Below are 22,784 nucleotides of genomic sequence, written 5' to 3' on the forward strand. Positions count from 1 at the left end.
AAAGACACCAGAACAAAACTTTAGTAATCACTCACTCATTAACATAATATATTACCAAACGGAACTTAAAATTATTCCCATACTTGTATCATATACACAAGACCGACTTGACTATTTTCGCGCCCAGTTATACTGGTAGGACCAGCAGACAGTAAGATGTCTGACCATCGGCAAGAAGAATCCCGACATAACGCTCATAACGCTCCAGAATCATTATATGTGTGCAAACATACTAAAACCAATTAAGAAAGTCAGGGTTTCTGAAACCGCTGCCAAGCAATTGGAAGAGCTGATTCAGAACAAGACTTTTGCTGAGGGCGAACCGCTTCCTTCCGAACGACAGCTTATGAAAGAGCTGCAAGTAGGTCGGGGGTCAATACGTGAAGCGTTGCGGATTCTCGAGATTAAGGGATTTATTGAAACCCAGCCGGGTATCGGTGCTTTTGTAAAAAGTTACGAAGGCGATATATTCAGCCCCCTTTCCACATGGCTGACTGATAACTATGAAGCCCTGCGGCATTTTTTTGAAGTGCGCTCCCTACTGGAACCAAGCACTGCCCGTATGGCATCCGAACGAATCTCTGATGAAGACTTTGAGGAACTTTTAAGGACCCACGAAGAATTCAAAAAAACCGTTGAAGAAAATGATCTACCCCGGGCAATTATGGTCGATGCCGATTTCCACCGGCTAATCGGCAAGGCAACCGGGAACAAGGTTCTCGCATCAATCATGGATGCTTTATACAAATCCATGATCGAAGGCTGGAAAGCCCCCTTAAAAATTCCGGGGCAGCCGAGCAAGAGCATGAGAGAACACGAACAAATTTTAAGCGCGATCAAGAACAAAGATGGAGAACTGGCCGCACAGCTGATGACCTCGCATTTAAGTGAGGCCTTGAAAGCTCTTGGCGATGCCGGTTTAAATAAATAGGCAATGCGCGCTTAGCGGGCTTTCTCTGCCGGAAGGTGTTGCAACATTGCATGCGGCAAAGTTGTTTAAGGCGGAGACACGCATTGCCTCCCTTGCGAAAATAAACTGAGGAATAAATTATGATGACCAGCGAACAGGAACATCTCCGGCAGATTTTTGCTGAAGCATTGGACCGCGTTGATCCATATAAAATCATCACAAACCGAGTCTCCCTTACAGGCGATACTCTGAGTGTCGCCATGGAAGAAGGCGATGTAGTGGTTGATCTTCAGGAATTTGAAAGGATCGTGGTTATAGGCGCGGGTAAAGCCACCGCAAAAATGGCTCTTGCCATTGAAAAAATTTTAGGTCCGCGCATTGATTCAGGCCTGATCTCCGTAAAATACGGGCACACTGAAAGCCTGAAATATATCAGAACTATTGAAGCAGCCCATCCGGTACCAGATGAAAACAGTACCCGCGCGGCAAAAGAAATTGAAGATCTGGCCTGTTCAGCAACTGATAAAACTCTGGTGATCAACCTTATCTCCGGTGGCGGTTCCGCCCTGCTCTCCTGCCCCATGAATGCTGAAGTGAACGGGGAAAAAATAGAGGTCACACTTGAGGACAAGCAGAACACGACTAAAGCTCTGCTGGCATGCGGAGCAGATATCAGTGAGATCAACTGCATCCGTAAACACCTGTCTTCCCTCAAGGGAGGACGGCTGTTACGCTGCTTGCGCCCCGCCCGCAGCCTGAATTTCATTCTTTCCGATGTAGTCGGTGATAATCTCGATACCATCGCTTCAGGACTGACCAGCTATGACCGCTCCACCTATTGTGATGCCATGGCCATAATTGACCACTACGAGTTGCGAGAGAAAATTCCGGCCAATGTTCTCAAAGCCCTTGAACTAGGCAATACAGGTAAGCTGCTGGAGACTTTAAAAAAAGAAGAATTCGGTGAAATACGGGCCGACAACATTCTCATCGGTACCAATCGCATCGCCCTTCTCGGCGCACGCGCCAAAGCTGAAGAGCTTGGCTACAACGTACGTATACTGACTTCCCGTTTACAGGGAGAAGCAGCAGATGCGGCAGATATGATCTGGGCTGTAGCCCAGGATGAACGGGAATGGGAGCTTATTGAAAAAAAACCGGCCTGCATAATCGTAGGCGGTGAGACAGTCGTGACCCTTAAAGGTAAAGGCAAGGGTGGTCGTAATCAGGAAATGGCGCTGCAATTTTTGATGCGTCTGGGACAGGATGAGCAAAACGGCAAAGACATCCACTTCCTCGCCGCTTCCACTGACGGCAACGATGGTCCCACAGATGCAGCCGGCGGTTTCGCCGACAGCGCAGTACTGGAAAAATCCCGCGAAATGGGTCTTTCCATTGCCGAATATTTAAAAAACAACGACTCCTACCACTTCCTTCAAACGGTAGGAGCCTTGTATAAAACAGGCCCCACCAACACTAACGTCTGCGACGTCCAATTGCTGATCGTTAAGTAGCTGGTGGGTTTCCGCAGAAAAGAAGACCGCTGCCATTCTTCCACTTCCCCAGGGAGCGGTCTTTTTTCCTGCGAATAGGAGCAAGCACTTCCTTTAGCTTTCATTTAATTCGAGTGCAACCTATTCTATTAATTATAATCAGTACTCACTTTTTGATTTTAATAAAAAAATGAGCGCGAAGCAGTCCTGCCTCGCGCTCATTTTTTCATAACTAACTAAGGAAATTATTCTTTTAATCTCCAAACTCCATCCTCGCCACGGCATGCTTTAGCAAGAATCTTTTCGCCGCCGTCTTCAGTAATAGTCACGTCACGGCAGACCTTGCCCTGATTAACGTAAGCGGGAGAAGGAGTTGCGCTGTATGACTTTCCGGTATCCGGATTAGTCCAGTTGGAAGTTTCTCCAGAATGATTGGCCTCAAGTGTTTTTGAAACCTGCTTTTCATCTGATTTATCCCATTCATTACCTACCACATACCCCATGAGTGCTCCGATTCCGGCACCTATCGCTGCTCCGGAAGCCTTATTATTAAAGGTCAGAGCGCCAATAGTTGCCCCGGCCAAAGCACCGATTCCGGCACCGGACTGAGCTTTATTAGCACATCCTGAAGCAACAAAAAGAATACAAACAATCAGCAGCGGAACCATTTTTTTCATCTGAAATCTCCTTGGCGAATTTACTTTGAATCCCGGAAACATTCCGGTTTCAGGGTTTTTCTTTCAGTTGAAGACACAGCCTTAGGCATGTTCTTCCACGCATGTAACGGATTCATGGGCCTGCGGTTACTAAAATCGACACGGCAACCGGTGAATGCCCCGAAATATGGAGGATAAATAATCCCATTGAGTTGTTTCAGCGGGGTTTTCTTTTTCCAGCTCCACATGGGTCCGGGCAAAACCGAGCGGATCATAGCCGGTTTAAAATCGGTAGTTTTCTTCACCGTCAGACGCATTTCCGATGGTGAAAACCAATGTGCCTCACGCAGGGTTGACGGGGAGGCCCAGGGCCACATCCTGCCGTGGGTAAAAAAATAAATTGAATGGCGATTGAGAAATCCTATCAGAATTCCTCCAGCGGAAACCCTTGCGGCCTCGCGCAGCATTTCCGCAGGATCTGTGCAGAATTCGAGCACGGTCCAGAGCACGGTGAAGTCAAATTCATTATCCGTAAAAGGTAGATGCTCCCCATTACAGAGATAAAGCGAAGCACGATTGCCAAGCCTTTTTTGAGCCGCAGATAACATCACCGGAGAATGATCCACACCGCTCACATCAAACCCACAACGATATAGATGATCAAGAAGCAGCCCGGTTCCGCAGCCGATTTCCAACATCTTCCGTTTGCGACGGGGCCAGCCGGAAATCAGATAATCCATCAGTCTTACCTCCTGCTCAAGCGCAAATTTCCCGGCAGAGGTTTTATACCATGTATCATACTTTTCCGCGTCAAAGCCGTCCCAGACCATATTTACCTCAATTTTTAACGAACAATTCAACCATATGGTTCAGGATAAACGGCAAGTATAGTACGGTCAAACCTTTCCGTGCATAAAAAACACGTGTGGTCATTTCCCGCAAATTAATTTCCATTAATTTGATTTAAAAATTTTCTTCGGCGTCATGGATTTTTTGCACAAAACAAGTGCGCCCGGAACATAGGGGGATTCCGGGCGCACTGCTTTGGTTTGGAGGAGAGGAGATGAGGCGTAGTGTTTATATTGAGTTAACCACGGTAGACTGTAATTGGTTAACGCTTAATATTTAAGTGATTTTGGGAACGGCTATTCGCCATTCAACTCTTCATACACTTTACCGACCAGCTTTTCGCTGGGAGTCAGAGTCTGTTCACCGGGAGTCCAGCGTGCCGGGCAGGCTTCTGCCGGGTGATCCTTGAGGTAAACGTTGGCTTCAATTTTACGAACCAGCTCTTCTGCATTGCGGCCTACGTTGTAGAAGTTGATTTCAGATGAAACCAGCTCGCCATCGGGGTTGATTACGAATGTTCCGCGCAGAGCCAAGCCGGTGTTGTGGTCGTATACTCCGAAAAAGTCAGAGACTTCCCCGGTGGGATCTGCTGCCATTTTAAACTTTACATTCTGAAGCAGCCTTTCATCATTCTTCCATGCCAAATGGGTGAACTTGGTGTCAGTTGAGACGGAGACTACTTCGCAACCCAGTTTTTTAAGCTCAGCATGCTTTTCGGCGAGATCAGCAAGCTCAGTCGGGCATACAAATGTGAAATCAGCTGGGTAGAAAAACAGAACCAGCCATTTACCTGCTTTACGAATTTCTTCAAAATTAACTTCTGTGAACCCATAGTCTTCGGCATCATAGGCTTCCATTACAAATTCAGGAACGATTTCACCGATTGACGCTGTGGAAAGAACTTCTTCAAAAACTTCAGTGCAACTCATTTTATATCTCCTTTTAGGATCAGTATTAAAGATTTGTATATTTATAACAAAATTTTCTCTCTGTTGAAATAAAGCCTATGGAATTCCTTTTTGTTTGTCAACAGTAATCGTAATAATTACTAATAAGTTTTTAAATAGCTGATTTTAGGAGAATAAGAGTTATAAAAAATAGTGTTTAGTACATTGCAAAGTAAAATTTTTTTAGGTAATTTCCGATGATCATAAACATATGGAGTAATAAATGACCAAGTTACATGGCTTTAAAGAAATATCACGCGAGCATCTTAATGAACTTAACGGGGAAGCCGTTATATATGAACATGAAAAAACCGGCGGACGGGTTCTGTCCGTAATTAATAACGATGAGAACAAGACCTTCGGTATCAGCTTCCGTACTCCCCCGGAAAACAGCACCGGGCTGCCCCACATTCTCGAACATTCGGTACTGTGCGGATCGAAAAAATATCCGGTAAAGGAACCTTTTGTGGAGCTGCTGAAATGCTCCCTGCAAACTTTCCTCAATGCCATGACCTACCCGGATAAAACCGTTTACCCTGTGGCAAGCCCTAATGAGCAGGATTTCCGTAACCTTGTAGGAGTTTACCTTGACGCGGTCTTTTTCCCCAACCTGACCCCCAATACTCTTATGCAGGAAGGCTGGCATTACGTTCCTGAAGAGGACGGCACACTGAGCTACAAAGGGGTCGTGTTCAACGAAATGAAGGGGGCGTATTCCTCCCCGGACAGCCTGCTTTACGAAGCCATCCAGCATTCCCTGTTCCCGGACACCACCTACGGTCTTGATTCCGGCGGTGATCCTGAAGTTATCCCGGAACTGACCTTTGATGAGTTTATGGCGTTTCATGCCAAGTACTACCACCCTTCCAACGCATACGCTTTTTTCTACGGCGATGATGATCCGCAGCACCGCCTGGCCATGCTGGATGAATACTTCAGCCAGTTTGATAAAATCGACCCCAAATCCGAAATTGGTGTACAGACTCCCTTCGAGGCTCCCGTAACAGTGGAAAAGAAATACTCCGCTTCCGATGACGGAAACCAGAAAGCCATGTTTACGGTCAACTTCGGAATCAACAAGGACCGCGATTCAATGACCGATCTCGAGCTGAGCGTATTGGAGCAGATTCTGATCGGACTGCCCTCCTCGCCTTTGCGTAAGGCGCTCAATGATTCCGGGATTGGTGAAGATATGGCTGGAGTCGGACTGGAAAACGAACTTCGCCAGCTTTACTTCTCCACCGGACTCAAAGGAATAAAGACCGAAGATGGACCCAAAGTTGAAGAGCTGATCTTCTCCACCCTCAAAGATCTTGCAGCAAAAGGCATCGCCCGCGAGGATATTGAAGCGGCCTTGAACACTATTGAATTTCAGCTTCGTGAGAATAATACCGGGGCGTATCCGCGCGGTCTTTCCGTGATGATCACCGCCATGACTTCATGGTTGTATGATGAACATCCCCTTGAGTACGTACGCTACGAAGAGCCTCTTGCAGAACTCAAGGCACGCATTGAAAAAGGCGAGAAGATCTTTGAACCGCTCATTGAAGAGATTTTCCTGAACAATAATTACCGTTCATCCGTACTTCTGGTTCCGGACAGCAAGGTCGGTCTTGAGCGCGAAGAACGTGAAAAATCCAAGCTTGCCGCTATCCGTGCAGATATGGATGAAGATGAATATAAAAATGTGGTCGCCATAGCCGAAGAACTTCAGAAGGAACAGGAAGCCCACGATGAGCCGGAAGCGCTTGCCACCATCCCCCGGCTGAAGGTTAGCGATCTGGACAAGGAAGGTAAGGAGATTGTTTGCGAGCAAAAAGATGAAATGCTCTTTCACGATCTTGATACCAACGGCATCATCTACCTTGATCTCGCTTTCGATTTCTCCGGACTTGAAGACAGGCTCATCCCCTACCTGCCCATTTTCGGACGGGCGCTGGTTCAGACCGGGACTAAATCAACCGACTTTGTGAGCATGACCCGACGCATGGCCGCCAAAACAGGCGGAATATCCCCCACTTCCATAGTCAATTCCAAACACGGCGTGGACGAAAGCTACACCCGTTTTGTACTGCGGGGTAAAGCCACCGCCGAACGCAGCGCGGACCTGCTTTCCATCATGGGTGAGCTGCTCAGCGAAGCTTCATTTGATAACAAGGATCGAGTCCGCCAGCTGGTACTGGAATCAAAAGCCCGCAAGGAACAGGCTCTAGTACCTTCCGGCCATATAATGGCCGCCACACGCATGAAGGCCCGGTTCAACGAGGCCGGCTACATAAACGAACTAATGAACGGAATTTCCGGTCTTGAGTTCCTGCGCGAATTGGCCAAACGGGTCGATGATGATTTCGATTCCGTGGTTGCAGATCTTGAGGAAATCCGCTCCGCCATCCTCAATCAGGCCAATCTTCTCACTAACGTGACTCTCGATGGAAATACTTTTAACTCGGTCAGCAATTCCATCGCCGATATGGTTGGTAATCTGCCCGGTGGCAGCAAATCCGTTGCCGTACGCAATCGCGCTTCCTTCTCCAGAGCGGAAGGTCTGTGCATTCCCGCACAGGTCAACTATGTTGCCAAGGGTGCCAATGTCTACGAGCATGGTTATGAATACTCCGGGGCAGCGCAGGTGGTCAGCCGCTATCTGCGTACTGGGTATCTCTGGGACAAAGTCCGCGTGCAGGGCGGCGCTTACGGATCATTCTCCATGTTCGACCGTTCTGCCGGAAGCCTGAGTTTTGTTTCGTACCGCGACCCCAACCTGACCCGCACTCTCGATACCTATGATGGAGTTGCCGAATATCTGGACTCGGTAGCAATAAACAGCGATGAACTGGAAAAAGCCATTCTCGGTGGAATCGGTGAAATCGACAACTACATGCTGCCGGACACCAAGGGATACACCTCCATGGTGCGTCATCTCAGCGGAGAAGATGCTGCATTCAGGCAGACCATCCGTGAACAGGTACTCGGTTGCAGTGAACAGGATTTCCGCAATTTCGGTTCTGCCGCCAAATCAGTAGCCAAGCACGGAGATGTCGTAATACTGGGCAGCAGAAAAGCCATGGAAGATTCCGGTCTGGAACTTGATCTGGTAGATGTTTTGTAATTTAAACTTCCGCAACCGGCGATTTGAACCGTAATTAAAAACGGGCTGAAAAATCCCGAAAACACTTAATTGTTTTAAGCGGTTGCACTTAAACACACCCCAACAACTTCACCAATAAAAAGAGCTAATCCAACCACTTATGGATTAGCTCTTTTTATTTTTTAAACACTAAATATCCCCGGTAAACGGACGATAGGGTTATTAACCACATAAAAAATCATACACAAAGTAGTTGAAAAACCGCTCCGGGAGGGGAGATGACTTTCGACAAAAACGACAAAGACGGTTTCCGACCGTCCTATAAACTTTCGTCCGACGGGTATGAAACTTCATTGGATGAAGAGAATCCGCCCGAAAGACAAGAAGAACTCCGCAAACTCCGTGAACAGATCCGGACAGGAACTTATCGGCCTGCCATAGGCGAAATCGCCATAAATCTAGTGCGCTCTGATGCTAAAATCAGGGGTTTTAATTGATCTGACACACTTACCACCATTTTACTTTACCTTCACGCCACATGCATTTAAACTGCCGGGTCTGAAACCGGAGGTATGATGCTAGTTGTAATAAATGTGGATGATTTAGGATTGCATCCGGCGGTTCGCCGCGCTGTGGACCAGCTTGCGGGGATCGGAGTTGTAACTTCGTCCACCACCCTTGCCAACGGACCTGATTTATCAGAATCAGTTCTTCTGCAGGAAAAGCATAAGGGACTGGGCCTTGGTGCGCATCTAAATCTGCTCCGCGGCAAACCTATCTCCAACCCTGATCACATCCCCTCCCTCGTGGACGACGACGGGCTGCTTTTCGGTAACTACACATCCCTGCTCCTGCGCTACATGAGCGGACGCATCAAACTTTCTGAAGTGGAGAAGGAATGGTCCGCTCAAGTGGAATACCTGCTCGACCACAAAATACACCTGACTCACTTCGACAGTGAAAAACATATCCACGCCTGGCCCGGCTTATACAACCTGGCCGGAAGAATAGCCAAAAAATACGGGATCAGATGGATACGTCGTCCTTTTGAACACGTCCCCCTTTCCCGCTTTGATAAAGGAATGCTGCGCGTCCGTTTTTTACAGCTTTGCCTCGGGACTAGTTTTCCCGGCAAAGAACCGCGCACGGCAGATTGTGTCTGGGGGATCGGCGACCAGAAGGAAAATCTGGACCCGCATCTTTTTAAAAAATACGTTGAGATTTATAGGCCGGAACTAGTAGAAATAGTATGCCATCCCGGATTGCCTGAAGATGGAGACGGCCCTTTGCCGTCTGAATTCGGACCCATGCGGGTCGCGGCGCAGTGGGCAGAGGAATCCAATTCCCTGCTGCACAAAGATTGGCTCAAAATTTTCAAAGAACTGGGGGCTACCCCCATCAACTACGGACAGATAGATCACCGTAGCGGAGAGATTAAATAATGCCGGAAATTGAAAAATGTAACCGTGAGATAGAAGTCAGCATTGTCACTCCCATGCATAATGAAGAAGGCTGCGTGCGTGAATTCCACAAGCGAATTACCGCAGCTTTGCAGGGAATGAATACCACCTATGAAATTCTGCTGGTTAATGACGGCTCCACAGACAGCACCGAATCCATCATTCGTGAGCTTTCAGCAAGCGACCCGCACATTAAGGGAGTAATGCTCGCCCGCAACCGTGGACAATGTACCGCAATCTACGCCGGAATCCAGGAAAGCGAAGGATGCTACGTAGTTATTATGGACGGAGATCTACAACATAAACCAGAAGAAGTTCCGTCCCTAATTGAGGAAATCCGCAAAGGATACGATCTTGTTTCCGGGTGCCGGACCAACCGCGGCGAGTCCATGATCAAACGCAAGCTGCCCAGCAAAATAGCCAACTATCTCATGCGGGCAACCAGCGGTTGTCAGGTAAAAGACATGGGCGGACTTTCCGTACTTAAAGGCAAGCTGGCCCGCTCAATGACTCTGCGTGAAGGACAGCACAGGCTCATTCCCGCGCTGGTTTACGGCATGGGCGGTTCCACATCCGAAGTGCCTATCTCCGCGCCTCCCCGTTTTGCTGGTGAAAGCCATTACGGCCTGTCACGATCCATTGATGTTCTTTTCGATATCGTGATGCTCTGGTTCCAGTCATCCTTCAAGCAACGCCCCATCTATCTTTTCGGGCGCATCAGCCTTGCCCTGTTTATGATTGCCTCGCTCATTATGGTCTGGCTGCTTTACGAAAAAGTTTTCTTCGGTGTCCACATGGGCACCCGCCCTCCATTCATAGGCTGCATCCTGCTCTACCTCAGCTCGCTGGGCTTCATGTCAACGGGATTTATTCTGGAATCTCTTGCAAACACCTACGACGCGGTCATGGGAACCAAGACCTACCAGATAAGAGAAATTGTTAAAAAAGAATAAGACATCGTGATTATTTAATTCAAAAAGCCCGGTTGTATTTTCAACCGGGCTTTCTTTTTTACGCAATTATCCCCAAGTATCCATTTTAATAAACCATGATTTTCAAGGGAATAATATTTACTTCTTCTTAACCGGATAAACCAGCAAAACAACTCTGCGGTTACGCTTCTGGTTTTCAGGGAGAGCTTTGCCGTTCTTATCTTCGTTGGGATATGCGGGAGCTGTATCAGCCATGCCGAGAACCTTGATGTGTGACTTGCTGAATCCGTTATCAAGCAGGTAACGGGCAACAGCACTGGCCCGTGCAGAGGATAGTTCCCAATTGGACGGAAACTGTTCAGAATGAATCGGGATGTTGTCGGAATGACCTTCAACCACAACATTATATGGAGATTTTGCGAGAGTAGGAGCGATTTTTGCCAGTATTCTTTTGGCACCGGTGGTCAGGTCTGCTTTACCGCTGGGAAAAAAGAAACCGCCCTTAAGCACAATGGCGACAGAATCCGGCCGCATCTTGATCTTCAAGGCTTTGGATTCACGCCCTACCAGCCGGGCCATTTCAAGCTGCATTTCAAATATATTGCGCTGCTTCTTGCTGATAACCCTCCGGGCGACAGGAGCACCTTCAAAGGTATCGTATTGTCCCTTTGGAGGGACAGGCACGCCCATGGCCGAAGCCAGTGAATCCGAGACGTCCTTATACTTCTTTTGATCCACATCGGCGATTGCCAGCAAAAGCACAAAAAAGCAAAGCAGCAGAGTCATCATATCTGCAAGAGTCAGGGCCCAGCCGCCCTCTTCGCCGCCTTGAGCAGGCTTTTTCAGGCTTAAATCATCCGACATATAATTCTCCGCTTACTTCTTGGCCTTGACTGTGGCCCATTTGCGCGGGGGCAGATAGCCTTTAAGCTTATCCATTACAATTGCGGACGGGGTTTTATCCTTGATAAAAAGAATGCCGTCTCGAATAACCCTCATGAGCAAAGTGATCTCATCAATCCGCTTTTCCACTTTAATAGCGATAGGCATAAAAAGCATATTCGCGAAAAGAGCACCATAAAGAGTGGTGGTCAATGCCGTAGCCATGGCTGGTCCGATAGCCGCAATGTCGCTGCCCATGCCCTGCATCATGGCAATCAGGCCGATCAGAGTACCGATAATTCCGAAAGCCGGAGACAGGGTGGACATGGTTCGGTAGATTCCGGCGGCGCTGTATTCCTGCTCGTGATACTGCTGAATGCGGTTATCGAGAATCTCCTTGATCTCTTCCTTTGAATAACCATCCACAAGCATCTGCAAGCCTTCACGCAGAAAATCGTTTTCAATATTCTTGAGACTGCCTTCAAGGTGTTCCTCACCTTTTGCAGCTACATCCTTTGAAAGATTAACAATCACATTAATGTAGTTTTCAAGGGGCAGTTCATCTGCGCCCATGGCCATCATGAAGACACCGAGTACACGCATTACTTCACGCAACGGATAGCAGATAAAGGTGGAGGCGATGGTTCCACCGCCAACGATTGCGATCCCGGGCAGGTTGATGAAAACCCCGACCGAATCAGTGGAAGTGTAGGTCGCGACCATAAGGATGGCTATACCGCAAAATATACCGATTATGGTGGCTATATTCACTTTTTATCCCCCCCTTTAATCTCCCTGACCATTTCAAAAAGTTCGACGAGAACATCCTCAGCTTCGGTCTCATCCACATTATCACGCACTTCATCCTGCACGATCTTGGCGATCTTTTTGGCAAGGTTGGCCAGAATTTTCTTGCGGGCATCGTCTTCGGCAATGCTCATTAGCACGCCAAGCTTGTGGTAACCGAGACGGGAAAAGATTTCTTTTAAAGTCGCATTATCAACGTAGACAATATCTTCAATATCTTCCAGATCATCAATGGACTTCTTCTTTTTCTTGACCTTGCTGAAGTAGTCCGGTTCCTTCTCGGAAGCCCATTCACTGACCTTGTTGCGGTCGAACATAAACATGGTTTCCGGAAAATCTTCCTGTGCTATCTTCTTGTATATGATTTTGGGGTCACTCTCCAGCATCCGCGAAATTTCGTAGATATCCACAATCTGTAACTCTGAGGTGGGAGTATATGCATTCTGTTGCAATTCCTTGAACAGGTTATTTGCAACCTCCAGAAAATTATCAGGATCAGATATCTGAATAAAGCGGTCGGGAAAAGCCTTACCGGTGCGCAGATCAATGGCATCAATAATTTTCAGACTTTTGAGCTTGCTTATCACCGCGTCGATATCGCTTTGAGAGATAAGAATAATACTGCGGATAGTCTTACAGAGCTTGTTATAGTCAAGACCGAGATCATAATTGCGTTCTTTGCGGGCCTGTTCGCGGTCCATGCTGATATGTGTACGATACGCCAGATCAAGAATATTACAGACACTTATAAAATTGCTGCGATGTCCCTTGGAGGAAATCATGTCACCTGTACGGGCCAGACGTTTGACCAGCAGACGGGTCATATATTGGATGGTCCGTGGACACTGATCAAGCAACTTGAGAATAATCTGATCAGTAAGGATTACGAGGTCACAATACTCGGCGGCTTCGGCATTGGCAGAACGGACACCTTTGGAAATGATGCCCATTTCACCGAAAATTTCGCCTTCGCCGAGACGGGCAAGAACAATTTTTTCGTTATTCTGAACCTTGTAAATATTTACCGCGCCCTTTTTAATCATATAGGCTACGGAACTCTCCTGTCCTTCCTTGAATATTTCCTGTCCCTTAAAAAAGGACTTAATGTTAGGACTGCTGGACCCCATTAAAAACTCCCTCAAGATAGCCCGTATAAGGGCGAAATAAGTAGACTCGTATGCGACTCGGCTAGAACAGACGGCAAGATAAGATAGCAAATCAACCGATTCTGTGACAATAAAATTAACTGCTTCAGTTGTTAACATATATTAGATCACTATAAAGAACAACTTAACTAAAATTTATGACAAAAAGTTATAGAAATAAAGCACTGAAAATATCCCTTGAATCATGCCGCAATTCACCGCTGTTTTACACAGCCATAAAGAACTTACTGTGCGGGCCAAATACTGCTACCCTGCTTCAACGCGGAAGAAAATTTTAAAACAATCGAACCACTCTTCAGGAACTGACATGGAATGGAATCTCTTATTCGGCCACCTCGCGATTGTCGGCGGCTTTTTATTGGCGGCAATTCTGGTAATGTCCATCCTACGCAAGCAGCGTACTTCATCAGCGGCCTTCGCATGGCTGCTGGCTATCTTTTTTGTACCGTATGTAGGCGTGCCTTTATACCTTATTTTCGGTGGTCGTAAGCTTAAACGCGATGCCCACACCAAAGCGGATATCCATCTTGAAGTTCAGGAAACCATTCCTCTGGCCGAGGCCGATCCCATCGATGTAATGCTCAGGGAATACGATATTCCCGGTGCCACCACGGGAAATCAAGTCCGGCTCTGCCCAACAGGAATAGACATATACAATGAACTGGTGAATCTTATTGAGAATGCCGAGCATCAGATCCTGATCACCACCTTCATTCTTTCACGCGATCCCGTCGGCAAAGACATTGTGGAAAGATTATCCCGCAAAGCCGCCTCCGGGGTTACTGTGCGCTTATTGCTCGATGACATCGGTTCACTGTTCACATCTCGGAGATTCTTGAAAAAGCTGATTGATAACGGAGGCAAGGTCGCCTACTTCATGCCTCTTTTCCACGCCCCTTTTCACGGCAACAGCAACCTGCGTAATCACCGCAAAATAGCTATCGCCGACCAGACCTATGTTCTTGCCGGGGGAACCAACATCGCCAATGAATACATTGGCCCTGAACCGTGCGAAGACCGCTGGACCGACCTTTCCTTTGTGCTTAAAGGCCCTGCGGTGCGACATTATCTTGAAGTTTTCCAATCCGACTGGCTCTTTGCAAATGGCGAAAAGGTAAACATCATTCCACCCTGCAAAAATGGCGGCGCCATCAGTGGAGACGGGGTGATGCAGGTTGTTCCTTCCGGCCCGGACGTCCCGCGTGACCCGGTGCACGATGCCCTGCTTACCGCAGCCTTCACAGCAGAAAAAAGACTCTGGATTGTAACCCCTTACTACGTCCCGGACGAAGCACTGGCGCAGGCCCTGCGTCTTGCTGCATTTCGCGGAGTGGATCTGCGGGTGCTGGTGCCTGAAAAATCCAACCACGCGCTGGCGGACTTAGCCAGAGGCACACATCTGCGTGAACTGGAAGAATGCGGAGGAAGGGTAGTCAAATATCCACACATGGTTCACGCCAAAGTTGTTGTAGTCGATGACCGGCTGGCGGTTGTGGGATCTGCCAATATGGACATGCGCAGCCTGTTCCTGAACTATGAAATAGTCATGTTCAGTTATTCAGAAACGGATATAAAACCCGTCAGCGACTGGGTGCAGAAACTTATCGATCAAAGCACTGAAGGTACGGATAAGGTGGGCGTGGTCCGTGATACTTTTGAAGGAGTGGCAAGGCTTGTGGCTCCGCTGCTCTAACCTAATTCATTGACCTAACGCACGGTGAAGCTTACCTTAAGAGGTATGGTAAAATTTATTCTGTTTCTAGCCTTCAGCGTTCTTCCGGTTCTCGGTTTTGCAGCCAACTGCTATGCCTGGGGGCCGGGAGTGCATATGGCTATCGGAAATGCCGTTCTCTCAAACACCTCGCTGCTTTCCGATGCTCTGGCAAAACTTCTGCTCTCCAATTCAGCCGTATTTCTTTATGGATGCCTTAGTGCAGATATCTTCATAGGCAAAGGCAGCAAGGCCAAAAGACTGCACAGCCACAATTGGGAAACCGGATTCAACCTGCTGGACGACTCTGATGATGAGCATATGCGGGCTTTCTCCCTCGGCTACCTTTCCCATCTAGCAGCGGACATCGTCGCCCATAATTACTATGTACCAAATCTTATGCAGCAGACCCGCTCTGGAAGCAAGCTAAGTCATGTTTACATAGAGATGCTGGCGGATGCCCAAGTTGAATGGTCCTCCCAAGAGGCGGAACGTCTTTTTCGCGAGGCCAATAAGGACGTGGACTTCAATCTCCGCAAACATATGGACGCCAAAAAATACAGCTTCCTTTTCAAAAAGAAAGTCTTCCACCAGACCATCGCCCTGCTTGAATACAAGGCAGTGAGTCAATCGTTGAAAATTTCAAAAAAAGTAGTCCCGGCTTTTCGACAGGCATATCTGCATTCCGTCGTGGATTACTCATACCGTCTGGTTATTGATATGCTCAACTCCCCGCGTAATGCCGTGGCCCTTAATTTCGATCCTATCGGAGCCGCAAACATCAAGCTTGCCAAGGACGGAAATTACTGGAAGACCGCCCTTAAACGCAGCATTCCTTTCACCCCCCGCTTCGAGATTGATAAGCGAATCACCAGCTTGCCCAGAATTATCGGGCTGAAAGGAATGTTTAAGTCAGGACCTGCTATGGACACTCCTGTAGCAATTGATTTTTGACTTTATAAAACTCACACCAGAGAATAGCCGAGAATATTATTCAGTTTAATTTCTATTTTTCGCTCGAAAATGCCCATTTCAATTTAATAGCAAGAACTTAGTTCTCCATTACTAGTTTTATATTCTAATGCACGTATCATCTATGTATATCCAATGCATTTTTTAATTAATCAATGTTGTACTGAATGGAACAACATAAATACTACATTAGTACTGCATTGACATATACACACCAACACTAGAACAAACAGAACCGGACAAGAGATACCCTCATATCCCGACCATGTGCAACCCTATCCATATTTTTACAAAATTGATAACAATTACATCTGATAAAAAATTATCTTTTTAATTTCGGTTATATACAAATTCAATTCTTATTCCAATATTGTAAAAGCGTGTACCCACGAGAGACACTCAAAAGCTCTTTCGGCAACGCATTGATTTAAAAATCAACACCGTCTGAATTCCGACACATGAGTTGAAACCAAGCTCCCACCCTCTTATAATGCACTGATATTAAACGACTAAAAGCAACAGGACACTAATGAATAATATTTGCCATGTATTTTTATTTTTTACATTGCCAGCTGTTGACTTGCATTGAACTGGGGCATAGGTGGGAATTGTGAACAACGCAAATTAAACCAATTTTTTGGAGGAATATAATATGTACGCAATCGGAACCATCAAGGCTTGGGCAGCTACCCGCGCAGCACGCAACGGCAGCGAAGTAAACCACAGCCTGCACGCAGTTCTTACTATAGCATCTCTCGGTCTCTGGCTCCCGGTCTGGACTGTTGCTGCTATCCGTGAAACCAGCCGCACACAGATGAGAAGCTCTCTCGTTGACCTGCGCAATATTGAACGTCTCGAAATTTCCCCCGAATACCGCAGACAGCTTGCACGCATGTCTCGCTAATTTTCGGGCAATAACTTTTGCCGCTTTAGCTGACAAAAGCGGCTCGTCTTTGCAAACCCGGTCCCTTGCATAAATTGTGAGGGCCGGGTTTTATTTTAACGAAAACTTGTCCGGGGTTTTCTTTTCCAGATATTTTTAATATCATCTTACTTGCCTCTCAGCCGTTTCACCTGAAACGGTAACTGTTTCCCGCGCCAAAACAGAACCTTGCATGCTACTCGACACATTAATTTGTGACGTGGTTCTCTGACTTTTAACTTACCGAGGTTCAATCATGTTTGACTACAATTTTGCCCACTGGACAACTTTTCTTATAGCCGCCCTGCTGCTCAATATCGCACCGGGACCGGATATGGCCTACATCCTCAGCCACACCATAACAGGTGGCAAAAAAGCGGGATTCGCCGCCATGTTCGGGATCTGGTCCGGGGCATTTCTCTATGTATCGCTTACCGCTCTAGGACTGGCAGCAATTGTCGCAGCCTCAGCCACCGCATTCAGCATCGTAAAATGGGTAGGAGTAATTTATCTTTTCTGGCTGGCCTTCGGTGCCTTCAGATCCAAAGGCAGCCTCTTGGATATCAATAAAGAATCGACCTCCCCGAACACAGGTGCTATATTTAAACAAGGCGTTCTTATTCACCTCCTAAATCCCAAGGTAGCTACTTTCTTTATTGCATTTCTGCCGCAATTCGTTGTGAAAGGGGCTGGACCGGTCTGGGCCCAGCTCATGCTTCACGGCACCCTGATCATCGTAACAGCCGCCTTTGTAGAGCCGCCTCTGATCTATGCCGGGGACCGCATAACCGGGAGATTGCGCGAAAGCCAGAAATTGCAGAGATGGCTGGATCGCGCATTAGGATCGGTATTTGTGGCTTTCGGAATCAAGCTGGCACTGTACGAGAGATAATCGCCTTACTCACTTTATTTAAGTATCTCCATCTGCTACTTTCTTGGTATCCAAGGAGCCAATTATCCATGAAAAAGACATCACTGATCATACTCATAATCGTTACAATCGCCCTTTGCGGATGTCAGCCCCGGGTTAATTTTTTCCCGGACGGCACCGATCCCCTGCTGGAAACAAAACTTGAGGGCGACGGACCGCAAAAAGTTCTCGTAATCTCCGTAGACGGAACCATATCCGATGAAAGCAAGCGCGGACTGCTGGGCAGCTATCCCAGCCTTGTACAGGAGGTTTCCTCCCGTCTGAAAAAAGCCGCAAGCGATGAGGACATCAAGGCAGTGGTGATCAAGGTGAATTCTCCCGGAGGCGGAGTTACCGCCAGCGATATTTTATATAATGAAATAATGCGCTTTAAGAAAAAGACCGGCGCTAAAGTAGTTGTATCCATGATGGATGTGGCTGCTTCCGGCGGGTATTACATAAGCCTCCCCGCAGATCACATCATGGCCCACCCGACAACTCTGACCGGTTCCATAGGGGTAATCTTTATCCGGCCCAAGGTTGCGGGACTGCTGGACAAGATAGGTGTATCCGTTGAGGTTTCCAAGTCAGGCCGCAACAAGGATATGGGATTTCCCTTCAAACCTGACACTGCTGAGCAGAAACAAATCATCGATAAAATAATCAAAGACTACGCGGACCGTTTTCAGGGACTGGTCAAAAAACACCGCCCCATTTCCGATGAAAACTTGAAAACAGTCTTCACCGCGCAGGTTTTCAGTGCTGTCGGCGCGAAAAGAGCAGGACTTGTGGACAGTCTCGGCTACCTGCCCGACGCGGTAAAAAAAGCGTGTGAACTGGCCGGCATTTCTGAAAATTCGGAAGTCATCACTTACAAACGTAAGAACTATCCCGACGATACTCTTTACAACTCCGCATCATCTCAGGCTTTAAGCCCGGCGCTGATCAATATTGACGCAGGAAACCTCCTGCCGCCCAAGGCCGGATTTCATTATCTCTGGCTTCCCGCGGCGGAATGATTATAGACTCACTGCTTTGCTTTCCAGAAAAAAACATGTATGAACTGCCCGTTTGAACTGAAGACAGTAAACCTCAGCAGGAGAACCAAATGAAAAAAAACAGCTTGATTTATACACTCATCCTGATTTTTTCTCTTGCTGTTTTCAGCGCGTGTACGCAGGAAACCCAGAACCGCATCGGCCGCTCTATCCAGAACTGGACCGGCGTTAACGGTGTTCTTGAAATATATTCCGGCGGTAAACTGGTAAAGCGATTCATTAAGATCGATAAGCTATCCACTGCTTCCGGCACCAAGGAAAGAACACAGCGTCCCTACCGATTCGGTTACGGCGTTCTTGATGCCAACCTGAACGGCAAAGCTGATCCTGATGAAAATAAGGTTTACTTTGAATTCAGCGACTACTCTACTAATTACGTCTTCTTTGAAGACCCTAACACTAAAAAATAATTATTCCTGCCGGGCCTTGTTGGTCCGGCATTTTTTTGCCCATGACAAAATGCATAAGAGCGGCGAGAGCCGTAACAATGACCAGCGGTGAAGAGCCGGTAATCAAAGATTTTGCGATGCTCCATGATCAGGGCCGCATACTCGATGCTGGACCTTGGTCCGAGCTTAAAAAAGATTTTTCCGGTGATGTGGAAGACCTCGGTGATGTTACAATTGTTCCGGGACTGATCAACGCCCACGTACATCTTGAGCTTTCCCACCTGACCGGCATGACCGTGCAGGGGCAGGGATTCACCGGCTGGATCAAATCGCTGCTCGCCAACCCTCTTTATGAACTTGAGACTGAAGCCGTCCGCAAAGCGGTTCTGGAAATGCAGGCAGAGGGAACAGCCTTTTGCGTTGATATCTCCACCCGCAACTGCGCTCAGGTCGCATCGATCATGGATGAGCTGGGCATGGGCTTCTTCGCCTGCTGCGAAGCGATCGGGGTGCAAATTCCCAAAGAAGGAGCGAAATTCTTCCCGCAAAAACAGTATACACACGGCCGGGCCGCCGGATCAGGGCACTCGCTCTACTCCACCGGAGCGGAATTTCTGCAAGCCGTAAAGAAAGCCGATGATGCAGCCGGTCTGCCTTATCCTATACATATGGCAGAGAATGCCGAAGAAGACGAAATTGTTGCGGCAGGCAGCGGAGAATTTGCGCAAATGCTCAAGGGAGTCGGGTTGCTGGCCGATTGTGGAAAGAAGGGACTGCGCCCGGTGGAATATGCAGATTCCCTCGGATTACTGGATCAATCCACCCTTGCGGTTCATTGTGTTCGAGTCTCGGAAACTGACATCATCACCCTTAAACAACGGAAAGTAAATGTCTGCCTCTGCCCGCGCTCCAATGCATACATAGGAGAAGGCCGCGCACCGTGGGAAAAGATTCTGGAATCTGGTATAAACACATGTCTGGGAACGGACAGCATCGCTTCCAATCATGACTTGTCCATGTGGAATGAGCTGGAATACCTGCTCAAAAATATTAAAATTTCAATGTCCCCGGTTGAAGCTCTGGCACTTGTAACCACAAACAGCGCCCGGGCGCTTAAAATCTTTGACTCATACGGATCGCTGGAAAAGGGTAAGCGCGCGGTTTACGCGTCAGTCCCTAACAAGCTTGAAGATCTTTTATTTTAATACGTTTTCGCACCACAACCAAGAGGAAGACTTATGGAATGGCGACATAAGGACCTGCTGGATGTCACCCAGCTCAGCACAGAGGAAGTGCAGCACGTTTTTGAAACTGCCACTTACTTTCAGGAAATCAACTCCCGTCCGGTAAAAAAAGTACCTACCTTGAAAGGCCATAGCGTGGTCCTTTTTTTTGCCGAACCAAGCACCCGGACCAAAACATCATTTGATATGGCCGGTAAGCGTCTTTCCTGCGATACCTTCTCCCTTGCCAAAAGCTCCAGCAGCCTGACCAAGGGAGAAACCCTAAAAGATACCGCCCTGACCCTGCAGGCCATGAATCCGGATGGAATCGTCATCCGCCACTGGGCCAGCGGCGCAGCGCAGTTTCTGGCCGAACGTCTTGATTGCAGTATCATCAATGCCGGTGACGGACGTCACGCCCATCCCACGCAGGCCCTGCTGGACAGCTTCACCCTTTATCAGGAATGGGGCTCCCTTGAGGGCAAGACGATACTCATACTTGGCGATATCGCCCACAGCCGCGTAGCACGGTCCAACCTGATCCTGCTTAATAAAATGGGCGCCAAGGTCCGTTTCTGCGGTCCGCGTACCCTGCTGCCGCCTTTTATCAAGGACTGGCCGGCTGAAGTATTCACGGACATAAATGAAGCCTGTAAAGGCGTCGATGCTGTTATGTGCCTTCGTCTGCAGCTTGAACGCCAGCAGGATGGATTGCTGCCTGACCTGCGTGAATATTCCAACTATTTCGGTCTCGGTCATAAGCAGATTGAACTGGCCAATCCCGATGTGAAAATTCTGCATCCCGGCCCCATGAACCGCGGTGTTGAAATCAACTCCGAACTGGCCGATTGCGAGTCCAGTCTCGTGCTTGATCAGGTGGCATCAGGTGTCGCTACCCGCATGGCCCTGCTTTATTTATACTTAACTCGAAAGAAATAGATGTCTCCGGCGGCTCTCTGAGACCAAAGAAATTTTTTGTAAAAATATTTCTCTGGACTCTTCAATAACTCTAGTAGGGCTTCGCCGCATTGAATATATAATTTCTGCGATTTATCTTTTAGGAGAACTGAACATGATCAGTCCCGAATTAGTAATCCGTAAGGCTGTCTGGAAAGGCGAAGAAGTTGATCTTCTTGTTGCTGAAGGTAAAATTTTAGATGTAATTCCCTCCTCAGACACCATGTATGAGGGAGCTGAGGTTGTTGCAGCCAAAGGGCTGATGCTTATGCCCTCTCTTACAGACGTGCACACCCATCTGCGTGAACCGGGCTTTGAATACAAGGAAGACATCGCATCCGGTCTTAAAGCTGCGGTACATGGCGGCTTTTCAAATATCATGTGCATGGCCAACACTGCCCCCATCAATGATAATGCCGTGGTCACCGATGAAATGCTCCGCAAAGCAAAAGCAGCTTTCCCGGAAGGAGGACCTAGACTTTTTCCCATCGGCGCGCTGACCAAAGGACTGGAAGGAGCAGAACTCACTCCCATGCACGAATTGGCTGAAGCCGGATGCGCCGCCTTTTCCAATGACGGTGTTCCGGTTAAAAACAGTGAGCTTTTCCGCCGGGCCATGGAATACGGTTCCGATACGGGTAAACCCATCATTGACCATTGTGAAGATCCTTATCTGGCACCCGCTGCCGGGGTAAACGAAGGTCGGATTTCATCCGTGCTGGGTCTCGCCGGACAGCCGGATGTAGCCGAAGCCACGCAGGTTGCCCGGGATCTGCTTATGGCCGAATATCTGGACATGCACATCCATCTGGCTCATATATCCTGCCGCAAGTCCGTGGACCTGATCGCATGGGCCAAGAGACGTGGGGTAAAAGTTACAGCCGAAACATGCCCACACTACCTGCTGCTCACAGAAGAAGCACTGCAGGACTACAGCTCCGACACTAAAGTCAATCCGCCACTGCGTACCAAAGATGATGTAAAAGCGCTTCTGGCCGGCATCAAAGACTCAACCATAGATATGTTCGCCACTGACCACGCGCCCCACGCTGCCCATGAAAAAGAAGTTGAATTCATGTATGCCCCCTGCGGCATTTCCGGGCTTGATTCGGCTTTGTCCCTAACATGGTCACTGGTTGCCGATGGTAAGATTGCTTTTGATGATTTCATCCGCATGTGGACTACCGCCCCCTGCCAAACCTTTAACCTGCCCCTGAACAGCTTTCAAAAAGGTGATCCGGCTGACTTTTTCCTCTTTGATCCCAATGAAGAGTGGGTACTGGATTCCTCAACCATGCATTCCAAGGGCAAAAACACTCCTTTCCGCGGACAAACCATGAAAGGACGGGTTATAAGCCATTTCCTTACCGGGAAAAAAATAGTATGACCTGTTTAACAGATTGTTAACAAGTCTGTTTAGAAAAGGGTAAAAACTAATAATTTTATATAGTT

At 47.9% G+C, this 22,784-nt stretch carries 21 protein-coding genes; 15 read left to right on the top strand and 6 right to left on the bottom strand.

Features of this window, described 5'->3' with window-relative positions; all coding sequences use genetic code 11:
* The first annotated feature begins 217 nt into the window (after positions 1–217).
* Positions 218–931 carry a FadR/GntR family transcriptional regulator gene (locus ACKU35_RS03515; protein ID WP_319763185.1) on the top strand — a complete coding sequence of 238 codons (714 nt, stop codon included), beginning with the start codon at positions 218–220 and terminating at the stop codon, positions 929–931.
* Between the two features lie 119 nt (positions 932–1,050).
* Positions 1,051–2,424: a glycerate kinase gene (locus ACKU35_RS03520; protein WP_319763188.1), complete on the top strand. Its 1,374-nt coding sequence runs from the start codon at positions 1,051–1,053 to the stop codon at positions 2,422–2,424.
* Positions 2,425–2,648: 224 nt separating this feature from the next.
* On the opposite strand, the gene ACKU35_RS03525 is transcribed toward ACKU35_RS03520, so the two are convergent.
* From ACKU35_RS03525 to ACKU35_RS03535, 3 genes are all read right to left on the bottom strand, one after another.
* Positions 2,649–3,080: an RT0821/Lpp0805 family surface protein gene (locus ACKU35_RS03525; protein WP_319763189.1), complete on the bottom strand. Its 432-nt coding sequence runs from the start codon at positions 3,078–3,080 to the stop codon at positions 2,649–2,651.
* Between the two features lie 20 nt (positions 3,081–3,100).
* A complete protein-coding gene (locus ACKU35_RS03530) occupies positions 3,101–3,889 on the bottom strand; it encodes a class I SAM-dependent methyltransferase (protein ID WP_319763191.1) in 789 nt (262 codons plus the stop codon).
* Positions 3,890–4,204: 315 nt separating this feature from the next.
* Positions 4,205–4,837, bottom strand: a complete 633-nt coding sequence (locus ACKU35_RS03535) for a redoxin domain-containing protein (RefSeq protein ID WP_319763193.1) — start codon at positions 4,835–4,837, stop codon at positions 4,205–4,207.
* Positions 4,838–5,078: 241 nt separating this feature from the next.
* On the opposite strand from ACKU35_RS03535, the gene ACKU35_RS03540 reads away from it, so the two are divergent.
* The 4 genes from ACKU35_RS03540 to ACKU35_RS03555 all read left to right on the top strand — a co-directional run bounded on the left by ACKU35_RS03540 (position 5,079) and on the right by ACKU35_RS03555 (position 10,356).
* Positions 5,079–7,964 (top strand): insulinase family protein, encoded by a 2,886-nt coding sequence (locus tag ACKU35_RS03540; RefSeq protein WP_319763195.1) that lies wholly within the window; start codon positions 5,079–5,081, stop codon positions 7,962–7,964.
* A gap of 257 nt (positions 7,965–8,221) precedes the next feature.
* Positions 8,222–8,440 carry a flagellar biosynthesis anti-sigma factor FlgM gene (locus ACKU35_RS03545; RefSeq protein ID WP_319763197.1) on the top strand — a complete coding sequence of 73 codons (219 nt, stop codon included), beginning with the start codon at positions 8,222–8,224 and terminating at the stop codon, positions 8,438–8,440.
* Between the two features lie 78 nt (positions 8,441–8,518).
* Positions 8,519–9,385, top strand: coding sequence for a ChbG/HpnK family deacetylase (locus ACKU35_RS03550; RefSeq protein ID WP_319763199.1), 867 nt, complete (start codon positions 8,519–8,521; stop codon positions 9,383–9,385).
* Complete coding sequence (locus ACKU35_RS03555; RefSeq protein WP_319763201.1) at positions 9,385–10,356, top strand: glycosyltransferase family 2 protein; 972 nt, start codon at positions 9,385–9,387, stop codon at positions 10,354–10,356. Before ACKU35_RS03550 ends, ACKU35_RS03555 begins: the two co-directional genes overlap by 1 nt.
* 117 nt (positions 10,357–10,473) lie before the next feature.
* Here the strand turns inward: ACKU35_RS03555 and ACKU35_RS03560 are convergent, their stop codons facing one another.
* The 3 genes from ACKU35_RS03560 to ACKU35_RS03570 are packed head-to-tail and all read right to left on the bottom strand — an operon-like array spanning position 10,474 to position 13,151.
* Positions 10,474–11,199, bottom strand: coding sequence for an OmpA family protein (locus tag ACKU35_RS03560; RefSeq protein WP_319763203.1), 726 nt, complete (start codon positions 11,197–11,199; stop codon positions 10,474–10,476).
* Between the two features lie 12 nt (positions 11,200–11,211).
* The gene (locus ACKU35_RS03565) at positions 11,212–11,988 is read right to left on the bottom strand and encodes a MotA/TolQ/ExbB proton channel family protein (RefSeq protein WP_319763205.1); all 777 of its coding nucleotides are present in this window, start codon (positions 11,986–11,988) and stop codon (positions 11,212–11,214) included.
* The gene (locus ACKU35_RS03570; protein WP_319763207.1) at positions 11,985–13,151 is read right to left on the bottom strand and encodes a cyclic nucleotide-binding domain-containing protein; all 1,167 of its coding nucleotides are present in this window, start codon (positions 13,149–13,151) and stop codon (positions 11,985–11,987) included. Before ACKU35_RS03570 ends, ACKU35_RS03565 begins: the two co-directional genes overlap by 4 nt.
* 346 nt (positions 13,152–13,497) lie before the next feature.
* Here ACKU35_RS03570 and ACKU35_RS03575 point away from each other — a divergent pair, with 346 nt between their 5' ends.
* The 9 genes from ACKU35_RS03575 to ACKU35_RS03615 all read left to right on the top strand — a co-directional run bounded on the left by ACKU35_RS03575 (position 13,498) and on the right by ACKU35_RS03615 (position 22,719).
* Entirely contained in the window at positions 13,498–14,883 is a 1,386-nt protein-coding gene (locus tag ACKU35_RS03575; protein ID WP_319763209.1) for a phospholipase D-like domain-containing protein, read from the top strand.
* Positions 14,884–14,928: 45 nt separating this feature from the next.
* Positions 14,929–15,855 (top strand): zinc dependent phospholipase C family protein, encoded by a 927-nt coding sequence (locus tag ACKU35_RS03580; protein ID WP_319763211.1) that lies wholly within the window; start codon positions 14,929–14,931, stop codon positions 15,853–15,855.
* 670 nt (positions 15,856–16,525) lie between these two features.
* Positions 16,526–16,777: a hypothetical protein gene (locus tag ACKU35_RS03585; RefSeq protein WP_319763213.1), complete on the top strand. Its 252-nt coding sequence runs from the start codon at positions 16,526–16,528 to the stop codon at positions 16,775–16,777.
* Positions 16,778–17,051: 274 nt separating this feature from the next.
* Positions 17,052–17,687 carry a LysE family translocator gene (locus ACKU35_RS03590; protein WP_319763215.1) on the top strand — a complete coding sequence of 212 codons (636 nt, stop codon included), beginning with the start codon at positions 17,052–17,054 and terminating at the stop codon, positions 17,685–17,687.
* Positions 17,688–17,755: 68 nt separating this feature from the next.
* Positions 17,756–18,724 carry a signal peptide peptidase SppA gene (gene sppA, locus ACKU35_RS03595; RefSeq protein WP_319763217.1) on the top strand — a complete coding sequence of 323 codons (969 nt, stop codon included), beginning with the start codon at positions 17,756–17,758 and terminating at the stop codon, positions 18,722–18,724.
* A gap of 89 nt (positions 18,725–18,813) precedes the next feature.
* The gene (locus ACKU35_RS03600) at positions 18,814–19,173 is read left to right on the top strand and encodes a hypothetical protein (protein WP_319763219.1); all 360 of its coding nucleotides are present in this window, start codon (positions 18,814–18,816) and stop codon (positions 19,171–19,173) included.
* A gap of 41 nt (positions 19,174–19,214) precedes the next feature.
* Positions 19,215–20,357, top strand: a complete 1,143-nt coding sequence (locus ACKU35_RS03605; protein WP_319763221.1) for an amidohydrolase family protein — start codon at positions 19,215–19,217, stop codon at positions 20,355–20,357.
* Positions 20,358–20,390: 33 nt separating this feature from the next.
* Positions 20,391–21,314, top strand: coding sequence for an aspartate carbamoyltransferase catalytic subunit (locus ACKU35_RS03610; protein ID WP_319763223.1), 924 nt, complete (start codon positions 20,391–20,393; stop codon positions 21,312–21,314).
* A 133-nt stretch (positions 21,315–21,447) separates the two neighbouring features.
* Positions 21,448–22,719 (top strand): dihydroorotase, encoded by a 1,272-nt coding sequence (locus ACKU35_RS03615; RefSeq protein ID WP_319763225.1) that lies wholly within the window; start codon positions 21,448–21,450, stop codon positions 22,717–22,719.
* The last annotated feature ends 65 nt before the right edge of the window (positions 22,720–22,784 follow it).

Origin of the sequence: Maridesulfovibrio sp. (genome assembly GCF_963676065.1) — a bacterium.
In the GTDB taxonomy this organism is placed as follows: domain Bacteria; phylum Desulfobacterota; class Desulfovibrionia; order Desulfovibrionales; family Desulfovibrionaceae; genus Maridesulfovibrio.